This window comes from Kitasatospora sp. NPDC059973 (genome assembly GCF_042737525.1).
Taxonomy (GTDB): Bacteria; Actinomycetota; Actinomycetes; order Streptomycetales; family Streptomycetaceae; genus Kitasatospora.
This window is the reverse complement of sequence record NZ_JBHWUI010000185.1, coordinates 1-15,335: the sequence shown is the minus strand read 5'-3', so window position 1 is coordinate 15,335 and position 15,335 is coordinate 1. Positions and strand designations below refer to the sequence as shown.

At 75.5% G+C, this 15,335-nt stretch carries 12 protein-coding genes and 1 pseudogene; 3 read left to right on the top strand and 10 right to left on the bottom strand.

Features of this window, described 5'->3' with window-relative positions:
* The coding region (locus ACFWA9_RS33455) for an MFS transporter (RefSeq protein ID WP_380392317.1) at positions 1–724 on the bottom strand (724 nt) is incomplete at its 3' end.
* Between the two features lie 116 nt (positions 725–840).
* Here ACFWA9_RS33455 and ACFWA9_RS33450 point away from each other — a divergent pair.
* The 3 genes from ACFWA9_RS33450 (at position 841) to ACFWA9_RS33440 (ending at position 3,975) form a co-directional block, all read left to right on the top strand.
* Positions 841–2,022, top strand: coding sequence for an ROK family protein (locus ACFWA9_RS33450; protein ID WP_329492355.1), 1,182 nt, complete (start codon positions 841–843; stop codon positions 2,020–2,022).
* Positions 2,023–2,160: 138 nt separating this feature from the next.
* Complete coding sequence (locus tag ACFWA9_RS33445; protein WP_380392315.1) at positions 2,161–3,279, top strand: PLP-dependent cysteine synthase family protein; 1,119 nt, start codon at positions 2,161–2,163, stop codon at positions 3,277–3,279.
* A 99-nt stretch (positions 3,280–3,378) separates the two neighbouring features.
* On the top strand, positions 3,379–3,975 hold the full coding sequence (locus ACFWA9_RS33440) for a TetR/AcrR family transcriptional regulator (protein WP_352294361.1): 597 nt from the start codon (positions 3,379–3,381) through the stop codon (positions 3,973–3,975).
* A gap of 43 nt (positions 3,976–4,018) precedes the next feature.
* Here ACFWA9_RS33440 and ACFWA9_RS33435 read toward each other — a convergent pair whose 3' ends face one another.
* The 9 genes and pseudogenes from ACFWA9_RS33435 to ACFWA9_RS33395 form a co-directional block, all read right to left on the bottom strand.
* The gene (locus ACFWA9_RS33435; protein WP_352294359.1) at positions 4,019–6,430 is read right to left on the bottom strand and encodes a right-handed parallel beta-helix repeat-containing protein; all 2,412 of its coding nucleotides are present in this window, start codon (positions 6,428–6,430) and stop codon (positions 4,019–4,021) included.
* Between the two features lie 404 nt (positions 6,431–6,834).
* Entirely contained in the window at positions 6,835–7,716 is an 882-nt protein-coding gene (locus ACFWA9_RS33430) for an MOSC N-terminal beta barrel domain-containing protein (protein ID WP_352294357.1), read from the bottom strand.
* A 214-nt stretch (positions 7,717–7,930) separates the two neighbouring features.
* Entirely contained in the window at positions 7,931–8,764 is an 834-nt protein-coding gene (locus ACFWA9_RS33425) for a DUF6643 family protein (protein ID WP_380392311.1), read from the bottom strand.
* A 355-nt stretch (positions 8,765–9,119) separates the two neighbouring features.
* Entirely contained in the window at positions 9,120–9,575 is a 456-nt protein-coding gene (gene mscL, locus ACFWA9_RS33420) for a large conductance mechanosensitive channel protein MscL (RefSeq protein ID WP_352294355.1), read from the bottom strand.
* Positions 9,576–9,703: 128 nt separating this feature from the next.
* Complete coding sequence (locus tag ACFWA9_RS33415; protein ID WP_352294353.1) at positions 9,704–10,897, bottom strand: aminotransferase class I/II-fold pyridoxal phosphate-dependent enzyme; 1,194 nt, start codon at positions 10,895–10,897, stop codon at positions 9,704–9,706.
* Between the two features lie 130 nt (positions 10,898–11,027).
* Positions 11,028–12,581, bottom strand: a complete 1,554-nt coding sequence (locus ACFWA9_RS33410) for a hypothetical protein (RefSeq protein WP_380392309.1) — start codon at positions 12,579–12,581, stop codon at positions 11,028–11,030.
* Positions 12,581–13,786, bottom strand: coding sequence for a GNAT family N-acetyltransferase (locus ACFWA9_RS33405; protein WP_380392306.1), 1,206 nt, complete (start codon positions 13,784–13,786; stop codon positions 12,581–12,583). The genes ACFWA9_RS33410 and ACFWA9_RS33405 overlap by 1 nt, the downstream gene beginning before the upstream one ends.
* A 51-nt stretch (positions 13,787–13,837) precedes the next feature.
* Entirely contained in the window at positions 13,838–14,977 is a 1,140-nt protein-coding gene (locus ACFWA9_RS33400) for a glycosyltransferase (protein ID WP_380392305.1), read from the bottom strand.
* A pseudogene (locus tag ACFWA9_RS33395) lies at positions 14,974–15,335 on the bottom strand (hypothetical protein); the annotation flags it as partial. The pseudogene ACFWA9_RS33395 and the gene ACFWA9_RS33400, both read right to left, overlap by 4 nt.

The window sequence follows — 15,335 nt, the reverse complement described above, 5'->3', positions numbered from 1 at the left end:
CCTTGGGGGCGGCCGGGGCGGCCGGGGCGGCGGGGGCGGCGGGCGAGGCGGGGGAGTCGGCCGCCCGGCCGGGGGCGACGACCGGCGCGGCCGGGCCGCGGAGCAGCACGACGCCCGCGCCCGCCGTGACGGCCAGGCCCAGCAGGCCGCTCAGGGCGAGCGCCCACGTGGTGGTGAGGGTGCCGGCGAGCAGTCCGCCGACGCCCGCGCCGAGCAGGCCGCCGAGGCTGTACCCGGCGTGGAAGCTCGGCATCACCGGGCGGCGCAGCTGGGCCACCAGGTCGACGGCGGCGCTGTTCATCGCGACGTTGGCGCCGCCGTACCCCGCCCCGAAGAGCAGCAGGACGCCGCCGAGCGCCGCGACCGAGTGGGTGTGGGCGGGCAGCGGGACGGCGAGGCTGAGCAGCGCCAGCGAACCGACGGTGACCGGTCGCGAGCCGTACCGGAGGCAGAGCCGGCCGACCAGGGGCATGGTGGCGACGGCGCCGGCCGAGACGCAGAGCAGGGCGAGCCCGAGCGCGCTGTGGGAGGCGCTGACCTGGCTGCGGATGTCCGGGATGCGGACCACCCAGGCGGCGAAGAGGAAGCCGTCGACGGCGAAGAAAGCGGTGAGTGCGAGCCGTGCCGCGCCCCAGGGGGTGCCGGAAGCGGCCGGAGTGCTGCGAGACTGGAGGGACGGCCGGTCGACCCGGTCATGGACGTGGATTTTGTTTCGGAGCGGCACAAAGTAACAATAGAGCCGTGCAGCTCACTCCATCAAGTCCGAAGCCCGGCTCCGAGGCCGACCACGACGCCCAGCGTGACGCCCACCGCCGCTCGGCCCCCGATCGCGGTCGCACGCTGCTCGGCCCGGCGCTCTCGCTCATCCACACCGGCCAGACCCCCACCCGCTCGGCGCTCACCCGTGCGCTGGACGTCACCCGGGCCACCGCCGGAGCGGTCACCGCGGAGCTGGAGGCGCTCGGCCTGATCACCGTCGACTCCCGGCCGGCCGGCGGCGGTCGCGGCCGCCCGTCGCACCGGCTGGCCATCGACCCGGCCGGTCCGGTGGTGATCGCCGGCCAGATCCACGCCGACGGGCTGAGCGTCACCCTCGCCGGACTCGGCGGACTGCTCGATCCGCCCGTGCACCGGCCGCTGCCCGCCGCCACCGACCCGGTCCGGATGCTGCGCGCCGTGGCCGAGGCCGGCGCCGAACTGGCCCGCCACAGCAGCCGCCGCTGCCTCGGTGCCGCGCTCGCGCTGCCCAACCCGGTCACCGAGCCGGACGGCACCGCGCTCGCCGCCCTGCACTTCGCCTGGCCCAGCGGCACGCCCGTCGCCGACCTGTACGACGTCGAGGTCGGCCGCGCCGACAACGGCCCGCTCGCGCTGGACCCGCTGCCCACCGCGATCGCCAACGACGCCAACCTCGGCGCCCTCGCCGAGTACCGGCACGGCGCCGGCCGGGGCGCCCGCCATCTGCTGCTGGTCACCTCCGGCCACCGGGGCGTCGGCGGCGCGCTGGTGATCGACGGCCGCCTGCACACCGGGAGCGCCGGGCTGGCGCTGGAGGTCGGCCACCTCACCGTCGACCCGCAGGGCCGCCCCTGCCAGTGCGGCAACCGCGGCTGCCTCAACGCCGAGACCGACCCGGACGCGCTGTTCGCCGCCGCCGGGCTCACCCCCGACCCGGACCGCCCGCTGCTCGACCAGGCCGGCGAGCTCTGCCGGGCCGCCGCGACGGACGAGCGGGCCCGGGCGGCCGTCGAGCACGTCATCGACCGGCTCGGCCTCGGACTGGCCGGCGTCGCCAACATCCTCAACCCGGACCGGGTGGTGCTCAGCGGTCTGCACCTCGATCTGCTGGAGGCCGCGCCGGAGCGGCTGCGGGCGGTGGTCGCCGAGCGCAGCCTCTGGGGGCGCAGCGGCCGGGTGCCGATCGTGGGCGCCGAGCTGGCGCACGGCGCACTGGCGGGCGCGGCCGAACTGGCGTGGCGGCCCTACCTCGCCGACCCGCAGTCGGTGCAGGCGGGGGCGTAGCAGGGCGGGTGGCGGCGGAGCGCGGCGAGTCCCGGTGGCCGTGGATAAGCGGAAGCTGGGGCTACGAAAACCGTCACTTATCGTGACTCTCGTACACTCGTAGTGAGCAACCGGGGGGTTCGAGCGAGGAGAGTGACGATGGGTGCGCAGCTGAGTGCCGAACGGACCGAGGATGTGGACCGCTCCGACGCGGCCTACCGCGGCTGGCTCAAGGAGGCGGTGCGCAAGGTCCACGCCGACGCCAACCGCTCGGCCGACACCCACCTGCTCCGGTTCCCGCTCCCCCTCGACTGGGGCATCGACCTCTACCTCAAGGACGAATCCACCCACCCCACCGGCTCGTTGAAGCACCGGCTGGCCCGCTCGCTGTTCCTCTACGGGCTCTGCAACGGCTGGATCCGGCCCGGCAAGCCGGTGATCGAGGCGTCCAGCGGCTCCACGGCCGTCTCCGAGGCCTACTTCGCCCAGCTCATCGGCGTGCCGTTCATCGCGGTGATGGCCAAGTCCACCAGCCAGTCCAAGATCGACCTGATCGAGTTCCACGGCGGCGAGTGCCACCTGGTCGAGCGCTCCGACGAGGTGTACGCGGCCTCCGCCCGGCTCGCCGAGGAGACCGGCGGCCACTACATGGACCAGTTCACCTACGCGGAGCGGGCCACCGACTGGCGGGGCAACAACAACATCGCCGAGTCGATGTTCGCCCAGCTGCGCCTGGAGCCGCACCCGGAGCCGGCCTGGATCGTCGCGACCGCCGGGACGGGCGGGACCTCGGCGACCATCGCCCGGTACGTGCACTACATGCAGTACGACACCCGGATCTGCGTCGCGGATCCGGAGAACTCCTGTTTCTTCGAGGGCTGGGTCGGCCACGATCCGGACGCGGTCTGCGAGAGCGGCTCACGGATCGAGGGGATCGGCCGGCCGCGGATGGAGCCGAGCTTCGTGCCCGGCGCGATCGACCGGATGATGAAGGTCCCGGACGCCGCCTCGATCGCGGCCGTGCGGGTGCTGGAGCAGGTGCTCGGCAAGAGGGCCGGCGCCTCCACCGGGACGGGGCTGTGGAGCGCGCTGAAGATCGTCGCCGAGATGCGGGCGGCCGGGGTGCGGGGCAGTGTGGTCACCCTGATCTGCGACCCGGGCGACCGCTACCTCGACAAGTACTACTCGGACGACTGGCTGGCCGGGGAGCGGATCGACATCGCGCCCCATCGGGCCCGGCTGGAGTCCTTCCTGGCCGGCGGGGCCTGGACCGGCTGACCCGCGGCGGGCGTCACCCCTGCTCCTGGCCTTGCCGCGGGCGGGGGTGACGCCGCTCCTTTCATGGCTCTGTTGCCTAGCGCTGCTAGAGTCGATGTCATGTCAATCCAGGAGCGCCGCGGGCGCGAACGCGCCGAGCGGCACCAGCTGATCATTCGAACCGCCCGTGAGCTGGCGGAGTCCGAGGGCTGGGAGGCGGTGACGACCCGCCGGCTGGCCGAGCGGATCGAGTACAGCCAGCCCGTGCTCTACAGCCACTTCGCCGGCAAGGACGCGATCGTGGCCGCCGTCGCGCTGGAGGGCTTCGCGGAACTCGCCGCCGAGCTGCGGGCGGTCACCCGCGGGGCGGCCGGGCCGGCCGGGGCCTTCCGCGCCGTCGCGGGCCGCTACCTGGCGTTCGCGGCGGCCAACCCGGCGCTCTACGACGCGATGTTCGTGCTCGCGACGGACCTGCCGTTCGGCCGTCCGGACTCGCCCGCCCCGCTGAAGGAGGCGTTCGCCGCCCTCGCCGGACCGGTCGCCGAGGTGGCCGGGGCCGAGGACCCGGAGCCCTTCACCGAGGTGGTCTGGGCGGCCCTGCACGGCCTGGCCACCCTCGCCCGGAGCGGCCGGCTCCGGCCGGACCACGCGGAGCCCCGCCTGGCGCTGCTGGTGGACCGGATGCTGGGCGACGAGGCGGCCGCGGAACGCGGCTGAGCGCGGGGGCCGGGCGGGTGTCCACCTGCCCGGCGGACGCTGGTCAGGGCAGGCGGGCCGTCGGCAGGTCGGCGGGGACGAGCAGTTGCAGTTCCTCGGTCGACGGATCCGCGAGGTGGGCGACCCGCATGGCGTGCCGCTCCACCATCGTCTCGAAGACCTGCCGCGCGGTGCGCCCGTTGCCGAAGTTGGGGCCGCGCTCCAGCGTCCCGAAGTGCAGGAGCAGCGCGCCCTCGGTCGCCTCGGCCAGCGCGTACTCGTGCTCGGCACACTGCGCGCGGGCGATCTCCAGCAACTCGTCCGCGGAGTAGTCGGGGAAGGTGATGGTGCGGGAGAACCTGGACGAGACACCGGGGTTGGCGGAGAGGAAGCGTTCCATCTCGGCGGTGTAACCGGCCACGATGACGACCACTTCGTCCCGGTGGTCCTCCATCAGCTTGACCAGGGTGTCGATCGCCTCCCGGCCGAAGTCCCGGGCCCCGTCCTCGGGTGCCAGCGCGTACGCCTCGTCGATGAAGAGCACGCCGCCGCGTGCCCGGTCGAAGGCGGCCGCGGTGCGGATCGCGGTGGAGCCGATGTGCTCGCCGACCAGGTCCACCCGGGCCACCTCGACCAGGTGCCCGCGCTGGAGCACCCCGAGCGAGGCCAGGATCTCGCCGTAGAGCCGGGCCACGGTGGTCTTGCCGGTGCCGGGGGCCCCGGTGAAGACGAGGTGGCGGCGGAGCGAGGGGGCCTTCAGCCCGGCCTGGCGGCGCCGGCGCCCGACCGCGATCAGGTCGATCAGGGTCCGGACCTCCTGCTTGACGGTGGCCAGGCCGACCAGCGCGTCGAGTTCGGCCAGCGCCTCGTCGGCCGGGCGGCAGTCCGGGATCGGCCCGATCGCCGAAGGCGCCGGCAACGCCGGTCCGGTGGCGGTCAGTTGGGCGGTCCGTGCGGTCCGTGCGGCGCGGGGGGCCGGCAGCTCGGCGGCCGGAGCGGCCGGGGCGACGTCGTCCGACGTGCAGGCCTCCACCACCGGGCCGGGTTCGGAGAACTCGAAGCCGGCCCGTTCGTTCTGCTCGGCCCGGCAGCGGGTCAGCACGGTGCGGCAGCCGTCGATGATGTGGAAGCCGAAGCCCTTGCCGTGCGAGACCCGGCAGTCCTCGAAGGTGCCCCGGCCCTGGGCGGAGACGTAGACGCCGGCGTCCGAGCTGGCCCGGACGGTGCAGTCGCGCAGGACCGGGTCGGCGCCCTTGGTGACGATCACGCCGGTCGCGACGTCGGAGATCTCGCAGTCGGTGAGCAGCCCGCCGCTGCCGTGGTCGCGGAACCAGAGCCCGGTGCCGGCCTCCTGGACCCGGCAGCCGCTCAGCGTCACCCCGGCGCCGCCGCTGACCGAGACGGCCGAGCTGCGGATCCGGCTGAACGAGCAGCCCTCGGCGGTGGCGGCGGAGTCGCGGTCCAGCACGAAGAGCGCGTCCGGCAGGTCGTGCAGCGAGCAGTCGGTGAGGGTCAGCCGGGCGCCGTCGCTGACCCAGAGGGCCGGGTACTCGCCGGTCGAGCTGTGGATCTCGCAGGATTCGGCGATGGCCTCGGTGCCCTGGTCCCAGACCGAGAGCGCACCGCGCCCGAAGTCCCGCACGGTGGTGCCGGCCAGCGTGAGCCGGGCCCGGCCGCGCAGGTCGGCGCCGTTCTCCGGCAGGTCGTGCACCCGGCAGCCGGTCAGGACGAGTTCGGCCTCGCTGTCCAGGGTGATCCCGTTGCCGGTGACCCGGTGGATGTCGCAGTCGACCAGCCGGCCGCCGGCGTGGGCCTCCGCCTGGACGCCGCTGCCGCGGATCTCGTAGATCTCGCAGCCGGTGAGCTCGGCGGCGCTGCCCGGGTCGGTCAGGAGCACCCCGGCGCCGGTCGCGTGGTGGACCCGGCAGCGTTCCAGCGCGGCCGTGGCCCCGCCGAGCACGGCCAGTCCGGCCTGTCCGGCGGCGGCGACCTCGCAGTCCTCGAAGGCCGCCGCGGTGCCCTCGCCGCGCAGCCGCAGGCCCAGCCCGGCGGGGTTGGCGACCACGCAGCCGCGCAGGGTGGGCCGGGCTCCGCCGGTGACCTCGACGCCGGTGGCCGAGCGGGTCTCCACCCGGCAGCCGCCGAGCGCGGGCGTCGCCTCCGGGCCGGTGATCAGCACCGCCGGGAGGGAGCTGTCGCTGCCCTCGATCACCAGGTCGCGGACGGTCGCGGCGGCCGTGACGGTCAGCGGGACACCGCTCGGGGGGTCGATCCGGACCGTGCCGGGGCCCTGCGCCGGGACGATCGTGACCGGCTTGTCCAGGACGAGGTTCTCCCGGTAGGTGCCGGGTCGGACGGTCACGGTGTCGCCCGGCTCGGCGGCCGCGAGGGCCTCCGTGAGGGTGTCGTACTCGCCGGCGCGGCGACGCCAGCGGGAGGCGCTGTCCTGGGTGACTCGGACCCTGTGCTCAGCCATGACGGTCTGTCGTCCCCACCTTCATCGAGCCGGCGATCCCATCGGGCCGCACGCGCGGGGTGCGCGGGTGGCCCGCCCACCGTAGCGCGCCCGCGACGGTGCTCCGGCCGCCGGCAGTCGGCCCCGGCCGGGGACCGTCCCGGGTTCCACACATGTTTCAACGAGCGCACACAGTCGGGGTTCCGAACGCGGCGCCGGCGCGGCCGTGTCCGGCGCCGGCGCATCCGGGGGGCGGAGCGGCGCCCGGGGCGGCGACAGGGCGGTGTACGGAGGGCCGTTCGTGGCGAAGGCCGGGGCGCCCGGGCCCCCGGAGGGGCAGGCCCACCGGGCGACGGCCGCGCGGACCGCGGACCCGCCGGCGGCGCGGGCGGGAGGGGCGCCCGCCGCGCGCGGGCGCCCCCGGCTCACGCCCGTTCGTCCGCCGGCCAGTGCGCGCCGCCCTCCAGCAGCTCGACCTCGTCGCCGAGCCGGAGCGTGCCGAGGACGTCGCCCCCGACGCCGGCCGGACGCTCGGGGATCAGGTTCTGCCCGAACGAGGCCTTCTTCAGCAGCCGGTGGTGCCGGGCCAGGGTGCGCAGCGGCTCGGGACCGCGCCGCTCGCCGCTCTCCTGGTCGGTGGTGGTGACCACGCAGCGCCCGCACGGCTTGACCACCTTGAAGGTCAACTCGCCGATCCGGATCCGGCGCCAGCCGTCCTCGGCCCACGGCTCGCTGCCGGAGACGACCACGTTCGGGCGGAACCGGGCCATCGGGAGCACCTCGTGGCCCTCCGGGTGCTCCTGTGCGATCAGCGCGTTGAGCCGGTCCAGCGAGGCGGTGGTGGTGAGCAGCAGCGGGAAGCCGTCGGCCATCGAGACGGTGTCGCCGGGCCCGCCGAACTTCGGGTCGACCGGGCGGGCCCGGGGGTCGTCCAGGTGCACCAGCCGGTAGTCGCCGTTCAGTTGCTCGGCGATCCAGAGCTGGGCTTCCTTGGCGGCCTCGGCGGCGTGGAACCGGGTGCCCCAGACCTCGACCTCGGCGAGCGGGTCGCCGGCGGCGGCGCCGGGCGCCGGAACCTCGATCCGGGAGCCGCCGGGGGCGGTCAGCACCAGCGTGCCGTCGGCGGCCGGTTCGGCGCGGATCAGACCGACGGCGGTGTCGTCGCGCTGGCTGACGAAGCGCCCGGTGGCGTCCACCAGCATCCAGCGCCGGTCGCCGGCCAGCCCCCACGGCTCGACCCGGGCATGCTCGGGGCTCAGGCGGTACATCGACTTGACGGGGTGGATGTGGAGTCCGGTGAGCAGCATCCCCCCATCCTGCCAGCTCCCCCCGGGAGACCGGCGTCCCGCCCTCCGCGGCCGCCCGGGGCCGGAACGCGCACGGACCGCCCGGACGCCGTGGGGTGGCGGTCCGGGCGGTCCGTGGATGACCCGTTTCTCCGTACGCCCGGCGCGGGATGACGTCGGGATCGTGCTCAGGTGCTGCGGGCGGGGGCCGGGTGGGGCCGGCCGGGGGTGTCGGTCAGTAGCCCTGCCCCTGGGGCTGGTAGCCCTGCTGGAACTGGGCGGGCTCGCCGTACGGGCCCGGACGCTGCGGCTGCATCGGGCGGACGGGGGCGACCGGGGTGACGGCCGGGCGCAGCTGCGCGCCGCCGAACCCCTGCTCGCCGCCCTGGCCCTGGAAGCCGCCACCGTTCTGGCCCGGGGCGCCGAAGGACTGCTGGCCGCCGAAGCTCTGCTGCCCGCCGAAGCTCTGCGGGCCACCGTGCGGCTGACCGCCGCCGTGCGGCTGGCCGCCGAAGGAGCCGGGCGCGCCCATCGGCTGCGCGCCGAAGGTCTGCTGGCCGCCCTGGCCGGCGCCGACGAAGGTGTTCTGGCCGCCGAAGCTCTGGCCGCCGGAGGGCTGGAAGGCGCCGCCGCCGGTGGCCTGCGAGAAGCCGGGGGCGGGGGCCTGCGGCCGCTGCGCGGACAGGTACGGCTGGGGGGCGCCGTAGCCGGGGGCGGGCGGCTGGGGCGCGGAGGCGTACGCCGGTGCGGGCTGCGCCGGGATGTACGCCGTGGCGGGGCCGGCGGAGGGAGCGCTGCTCGGGCCGGGGCCCAGGGCGAGGCGCGCGGGCGGCAGCGCGGGGAGGTTGCTGCCGGGGGTGTCGTACCCGGTCGCGTACCGGTTCTCGTAGGACTGGCCGAGGCTTGATCCGTAACCGGACGACAGTGCCGGCGGCAGGGCGGCCGGCACGTTGATGGGCGCGATCTGCGGGACACCGCGCTCTGCGACGAGGCTGTCGTAGATGGGCGTGCCGGAGGAGAAGGACGGAGGGGGGTAGCCGACTCCGTCGTAGGAGCGGGGCGAGGTCATGGGGCATACGGTAAGCCCACAATGCGCCTGCTGAGGAGAGTGGGAGGGCGAGCAGTTCGAGTGTTTACACAGTCTTCGCTCGCACAAAAGTTTCGAAAGTGCGAAGAACGGACATTCCGGCGACGACTTCCGGCCAGCTTCGGACCCGGGTGCGCGGTCGAACAGAGCCCGGACTGGGCTGGTGAAGCCCCGTGCGGTGACGGGCCGGTGGACGGTTCCTGGCCGGGCGAAGAAACTTTTGCGGTCAGGGCGTGCGCCGGCGCATTCAAGCCCCCGCCGACTGCGCGGCGAGGGCTCGTGAATGTTTCGGGGATAAAGTCACGGTGAGAGCCGCCGGGCGTGGCAGAACCCGAGGTCAGCGCACCTGGAGCGGCTCCGCCGCGGACTGCGCCGGGAAGCCCGGCCGACCGGCCACCTCGGAGGTGCAGAACGAGCAGCGCACCGCCGCCGCCGGGATCGGGCTCAGGCACTCCGGGCAGTCCGCCTTGGCCACCGGGGCGGGCTTGGCGCCGTCCAGCCGGGCCTGCAGCCGGCCGACCGGGACCACCACGATGAAGTAGATCACCGCGGCCACCAGCACGAAGCTGATCAGCGCGTTCACGAAGACGCCGTACGGGAAGTTCGTCCCGGCCACCGCGAAGGTCTTCTGGGTGAAGTCGCCGACGGCGCCGCTCGCGACCCCGATGAGCGGGGTGAGGAACGCCGTGACGAACCCGGTGACGACAGCGGTGAACGCCGCACCGATGACGATGCCGACCGCGAGGTCCACGACGTTTCCGCGCAGCAGGAAGCTGCGGAATCCCTTGAGCACCGGGTGACTCCAAATCCGTACGGGGGAGGGTGAGATGGGACCGCGGGCCCCGGCCGGACATCCTGCCGACCGGGCGGGGCCGCGGTCCAACCGCGTTCACCCGATCCGCCTAACGGGACGCGGCCCGGTCAGGCGGCGCGCAGACGCTCCGCGTACGGCTGGATCCGGACTACCGCTCCGGCGATCCGGCGTACCGTGGGCGCGTCCATCTGGGTCCAGAGCGGCACCGTCAGCACCGAGTCCGCCAGCCGGTCGGTCAGCGGGAGCGACTCGGCCTGGCCGAGGTGGGCGTAGGCCCGCTGGCGCTGCACCGGCGGGTGGAAGTAGCGGCGCGAGTCGATGCCCTCCGCCCTGAGCGCGTCGGCGAGTTGGCGCGCGCTGAGCCCGAACGCCGCGGCGTCCAGGATGAGCGTGAGGTCCTTGAAGGTGGACACGTCGCCGTCCTCCGGCAGGGCCAGCCGCAGCCCCGGCAGTCCGGCGGTCACGGCGGCGAACTCGGCGACGAGTGTGCCCCGGTGGACCACCCGTTCGGGCAGCCCGGCCAGCCAGTTGAGACCGACGGCGGCGTGCAGCTCGCTCATTCGGGCATTCAGGCCGGGGAACAGCGTGTCGTAGTCGCCCGGGTTGCCGTAGTCGCGGGCGGTGCGCAGCCGTCGGGCGAGCGCGGCGTCCCGGGTGGCGACCAGGCCGCCCTCACCGGCCACCGCGACCTTGGTGGGGCTCATCGAGAACACCTCGGCGTAGCCGAAGTTGCCGATCGGCACACCTCGGCGGCTGCTGCCGAAGCCGTGCGCGGAGTCGTACACCAGCGGCACGCCGGCCGCGTCGGCGACCTCCTGGAGGCGCTCCACCTGGCAGGGCGTGCCGTACACGTGGGTGGCCATCAGCGCGGCCGGGCGGTCGGCGGCGGCGAGCCGGGCGGCGGCGTCCTCGGGGTCCAGGGTGATGTCCCGCTCACGGGCCTCGGCGAACACCGGGGTGCCGCCGGCCCAGTGCGCGGCGTGGGCGGTGGCGGAGAAGGTGAAGCCGGGCATCACCACCGGCCGGCCGTCGGCGACACCGGCCGCCTGGAGCACCAGCATCAGGCCGGCGGTGCAGTTGGAGACGGCCACCACGTGCGGCACGTCCAGCAGTTCGGCGGCGGCCTCCTCCAACTCGGCGACGGTGCGGCCGTTGGTCAGTTGCCCGCTGTCCAGGACGGCGCCGAGCCGCTCCAGCAGGGTGGCGCGGTCCGGGACCTGGACGCGGGTGAGCGGGAGCCCCTCCGGGAAGGCGGGCGTGCCGCCGAGGGCGGCGGGCAGGGCAAGGGTGTCGGTGGTCATCAGATACCTCCGTGGGTAGTCCGGTGCTCGCCAGTGGCGGGGGAGTGCGAACGGGCGGTGGTGTCCGCGAGGTCGGCGGAGCCCTGGAACCGGGCGCCGGGGCGGGCCGGAGCCGGGGCGGGGGGAGGGGTCAGGGCGCGGTGGATCCCCCTCGGGACGGCGCCGCCTCCCCGGGCTCCCGTCCGCCGAGCCGGACGGGGCGGGGCCCGGGCGGCCGCCGCTGCCCGCCCCACTGCCCCGGCGCCACCCGCCAGACCGGCGGCGGCCGGCGCTCGGCGGCCCCCCGGGCGGCGGTGGAGGCGGCCGGGACGACCAGCAGGACCAGCACCAGGGGCAGTACCTGGACGCGTTCGCGGGACAGGATGCCCATGTTGTTGATGGTCGAGAAGGCCCAGCAGAACAGCAGCGTGTAGACGGTGGTGAAGGCGACGTAGGACCGCTGCACGAAGAGCCGCGGCACTCTGCTGAGTCGCGGCCAGCTCCGGATGAACATCACCAGCAGGGCGAAGCACTCCACCGACTGGATCAGGTTCTGGATGTTCGAGGCCTCGAAGGGGAACGGCCGGAAGAGCACGCTGACCACGGCGACCGGCAGCCCGGCCGGATTCAGGCTGAACCGCGGCGCGGCGTCCTCCGGGGCGGTCGCGCTGATCATCGAGTTGCCCTGGCTGGTGCGCCGCGAGGTCTCCGAGAGCACCTGGTTGACGGCGTCGCCGCCGGTGCCGTCGGTACCGAAGAAGGTCGAGACCTGTTGCAGCATCAGCACCGCCATCGCGCCGAGCACCACGGCGGTCAGGATGGTCCGCAGCGGTCCGAGCGCGCTGGCCTGCCGCGGCCGCTTGCGCAGCACGTAGGCGACCAGCAGGCCGGCCCCGGCGAGCGCGGTGACGTGCGGGCGGACCATCGCGGTGCCGACCGAGCCGAGCGCGATGCAGGCGAAGGCGCCGAACCGGCGGTCCAGCAGCCGGGCGGTCCCGTAGGTGGTCAGGCCCAGGCAGAACATCATCCAGGCGTCCTTGCCGATGCTGGACGGCCAGAACAGCAGCGAGGGCAGGAAGAAGACCAGCTTGGCGTACTTGCGGGTGTCCGCCTCGGGGAAGGCGATCTGCAGGGCCCGCCAGAACAGCAGCAGTCCCCAGAAGCCCAGCCAGGAGAAGACCAGGAAGCCACCGATCAGCGACGGCCCGGTGATCGCGTAGACCACCCCGGTGACGATGATGACGAACCCGGTGCCGGCGACCTTCATCCCGAGGTCGTAGTGCACACCGGCCAGCAGGTCGGCCTGCCCCAGGTAGGTGGCGAGCTCGGCGCCCTTCTGGTGGTACATCTTGGCGTCGGCCGCGCCGCCGTACAGCACGAAGGCCATCAGGTAGCGGGGGAAGGCGCAGAGCAGCTTGGCGGTCATGGCCAGCATCAGCAGCCGGAACACGTCCCGCTCGGGGTTGGCGGCCGCGATCCGGGCCAGGACCGGGGTGCCGACGGCCATCAGCGCCGGCAGGACCAGCAGCGCGCCCCAGGTGTCGTACGAGGTGTGCACCATGGCGACGACGAAGAGCGTGACGTAGGCCGTCACCAGGGTGGCGGCGACGGCGGACGGCCAGGGCACCCGGGCCCGGACGGCCGCGACGGCGGACGGCCGGGGCGTGCGGCCCGGCACGGCCCGGGCCGGAGCCGGCCGGGGCATCAGAAGACCTCCAGGTCACCGAGGGTGAACCGCCAGTCGGGCAGGGTCAGTGCGGTCCGGCCGGTCGGGGTGCGCGCGGCGAGCGTCATCCCGGTGCGGGGGGCCCGCAGGAAGCCGGAACGCAGCGCCGCGGCGGCGGCCTCGGTGCCGGGGGAGAGATGCGTGGCGACGTGGTCGCAGCCGGACTCGCGGGCGGCGGCGCGCAGCAGCCGGGCGGCGCTGTCCCGGTCGCCGGGGCGGACCAGGACGTCGGCGAGGGTGAACTCGGCGAGCGGGCCGCGGCGTCGGGGCCGGCCGACGGCCAGGCCGGTCAGCTCGCCGCCCCGGTGGCAGGTGAGGACGCGGTAGTCCAGGCCGGGGGCCTCGCCGTAGCGCCAGCGCAGGAACTCCGGGGTGCGGAGCACGGCGAGGCGGGGGTCGGCGCGGTCGGCGGCGGCCCGCTCGCGCAGCAGCTCGGCCAGCGGGCCGTCGGCGCCGGCCATCGGGTCGCCGGCGGGGCCTCCGGAGGAGCCGGTGGCCGCGTCGGGAGCGGCCCGGCCGGCGGTCCGGTTCTGGCGGTCGGCGGTGGTCGGGCCGTCGGGAGCGGCCCGGTCGGCGGTCCGGGGCGGGTCGGGGAGCGTCACGCGGTCGGCGAACCACGACCGGGCGGTGGGCAGCCCGCAGGCCGGTGGCGCGGCCGCACCGGCCGGGGTGCGGGCCAGCGCCGCCCGCACTCCGCGGGCGAACGCGGCCGGGCGGACCGGGCGCAGGGCCACCGGTACCCGGCCGAGTTCCTGCCAGCCCATCTTCCGGTACCCGGGCAGGCTGTTCCCGTTGGGCGTGTTGAAGACCAACTCGGCCTCACCGGCGACCTGTCCGAGCAGGTCCAGGGTGAGCCGGCGGAAGACCCCGCGGCCCTGGAAGTCCGGGTGGGTCGCGGTGTCCACCGGCCGGACGGCGGTGACGGTACGGCCGGTGGAGCCCTCGTGCCACTGCCAGCGCAGGAACAGCCGCACCCCCGCGAGCCGCCCCTGCGGGGTCTCGGCGACCAGGCCGGGGCTGGCGCCGAAGGGCCCCAGCCGGTGCTTCCAGCCGAAGAAGTCGGCGGTGCGGGTGCCGGTGGGGCCGCCGGCGAGGGAGGCGGTCAGCAGGTCGAGCACCGCGGGGAGGTCGTCCTCCGCGAGCGGGCGGAACGTCAGCTCGGCAGGGGCGGGCAGGGCACTCACGTCCGGACTCGCTCTCCGTTCGGTGGTAGCAGCTTGGGGGACCAGGGGGGCTCAGCGCCGCAGCACCTTCTCGTACACCGCCTCCACGGCCCGCTGGGCGCCCGCGACGTCGAAGCGGGCGGAGCGCACCCGCGCCGCCGCCCCGAGGCGTTCCCGCAGCTCCGGGTCGTCGGCCAGCCGGCCGAGCGCGGCGGCCAGGGCGACCGGGTCGCCGGGCTCCACCAGGAGGCCCTGCTCGCCGTCGTCGAGCACCTCCGGCATGCCGCCGACCCGGGTGACCACGGCCGGCAGGCCGCTGGTCATCGCCTCCATCAGGGCGACCGGCAGACCTTCCTGACGGGAACTCAGGGCAAAGACGTCCAGTCCCGGCAGCAGCGCGGGGACGTCCGGGCGGGAGCCGGTGAACAGCACGCTGTCGGCCACCCCCAGCTCGGCGGCCCGGGCCCGCAGCCGCTCGTCCAGCGGCCCGGCGCCGATCACCACCAGCCGGGCCGACGGTCGGCCGCGGCACAGCTCGGCATGGGCGGCGAGCAGCGTGGACTGGTCCTTCTTCGGTGTCAGGTTGCCGACCGTGCCGACCACGAACGCGTCCTGCGGCAGGCCGAGTCCGGCCCGCGCGGCGGCCCGGGCGGCCGGTCCCTGCGGGGCGCCGGCCAGGTCCGGGCCGTGGTGCACCACGTGCACCCAGGCACCGGGCCGGCGGCGCGCGGCCGGGATGGTCCGCTCGACGGCGTGCGAGACGGCGATCACCGCGTCGTTGCGCCGGTAGGTCAGCGCGTTGGCCCAGCGGGTGGCCCGGCGGTAGCGGTCCCAGACGTTGTGCTCGGTGTGGACCAGGCGCGGCCAGCCCCCGCCGCCGAGCCCGTACGACAGCAGCCGGGCGGCGGTGGCCGGGACGGGCATGTGGGTGTGCACCAGGCCGTAGCGGCGGTCGGCGAGCAGGCGGCGCAGCCGCAGCGGCCAGCGCGGGTCGGCCCGGCCGGGCGCGCCCGGCACGCCGCCCAGGCAGTGCACCCGCACCCCGGCCTCGGTGAGCGCGGGGGCGAGCGCGTCCTTCCAGGGCAGTACGTAGGCGACCTCGACCTCGTAGCGCGAAGCGTCCACCTGGCGGGCGCAGTTGAGCAGCAGCTGCTCGGCGCCCCCGCGGCCGAGGCCCTTGGCCAGCCAGAGCACCCGGGTGCGTCCGGTCACCGCTCCTCCGCCTCGCGCAGCAGGGCCGGCTCGCCCGGGTCGCCGCCGACCGCACCGGCCTTGGGGCCGTGGCCGTTGCCGCCCGGACCGGCGTCGGGGCGGGTCCGGCCCGGTCCGGCGGCGTCACGCCGGGCCCAGCTCGGCGCCGCCCGGTCGGAACCCCGCTCGGTGCCCCGCTCGGTGCCCCACTCGGCACCCCGGTCCGCGCCCCGGTCCGTGCCCCGGTCCGCACTCCGGTCCGCACTCCGGGCCGCGCCCCACTCGGGCCCCCGGTCCCGGCCCCGCTCCAGGGCCCGGTCGGGGGCCCGGTCGGGGGCCCGGTCCACTGCCGGCGCGGCCGGGCGCGGCAGGGTGGACG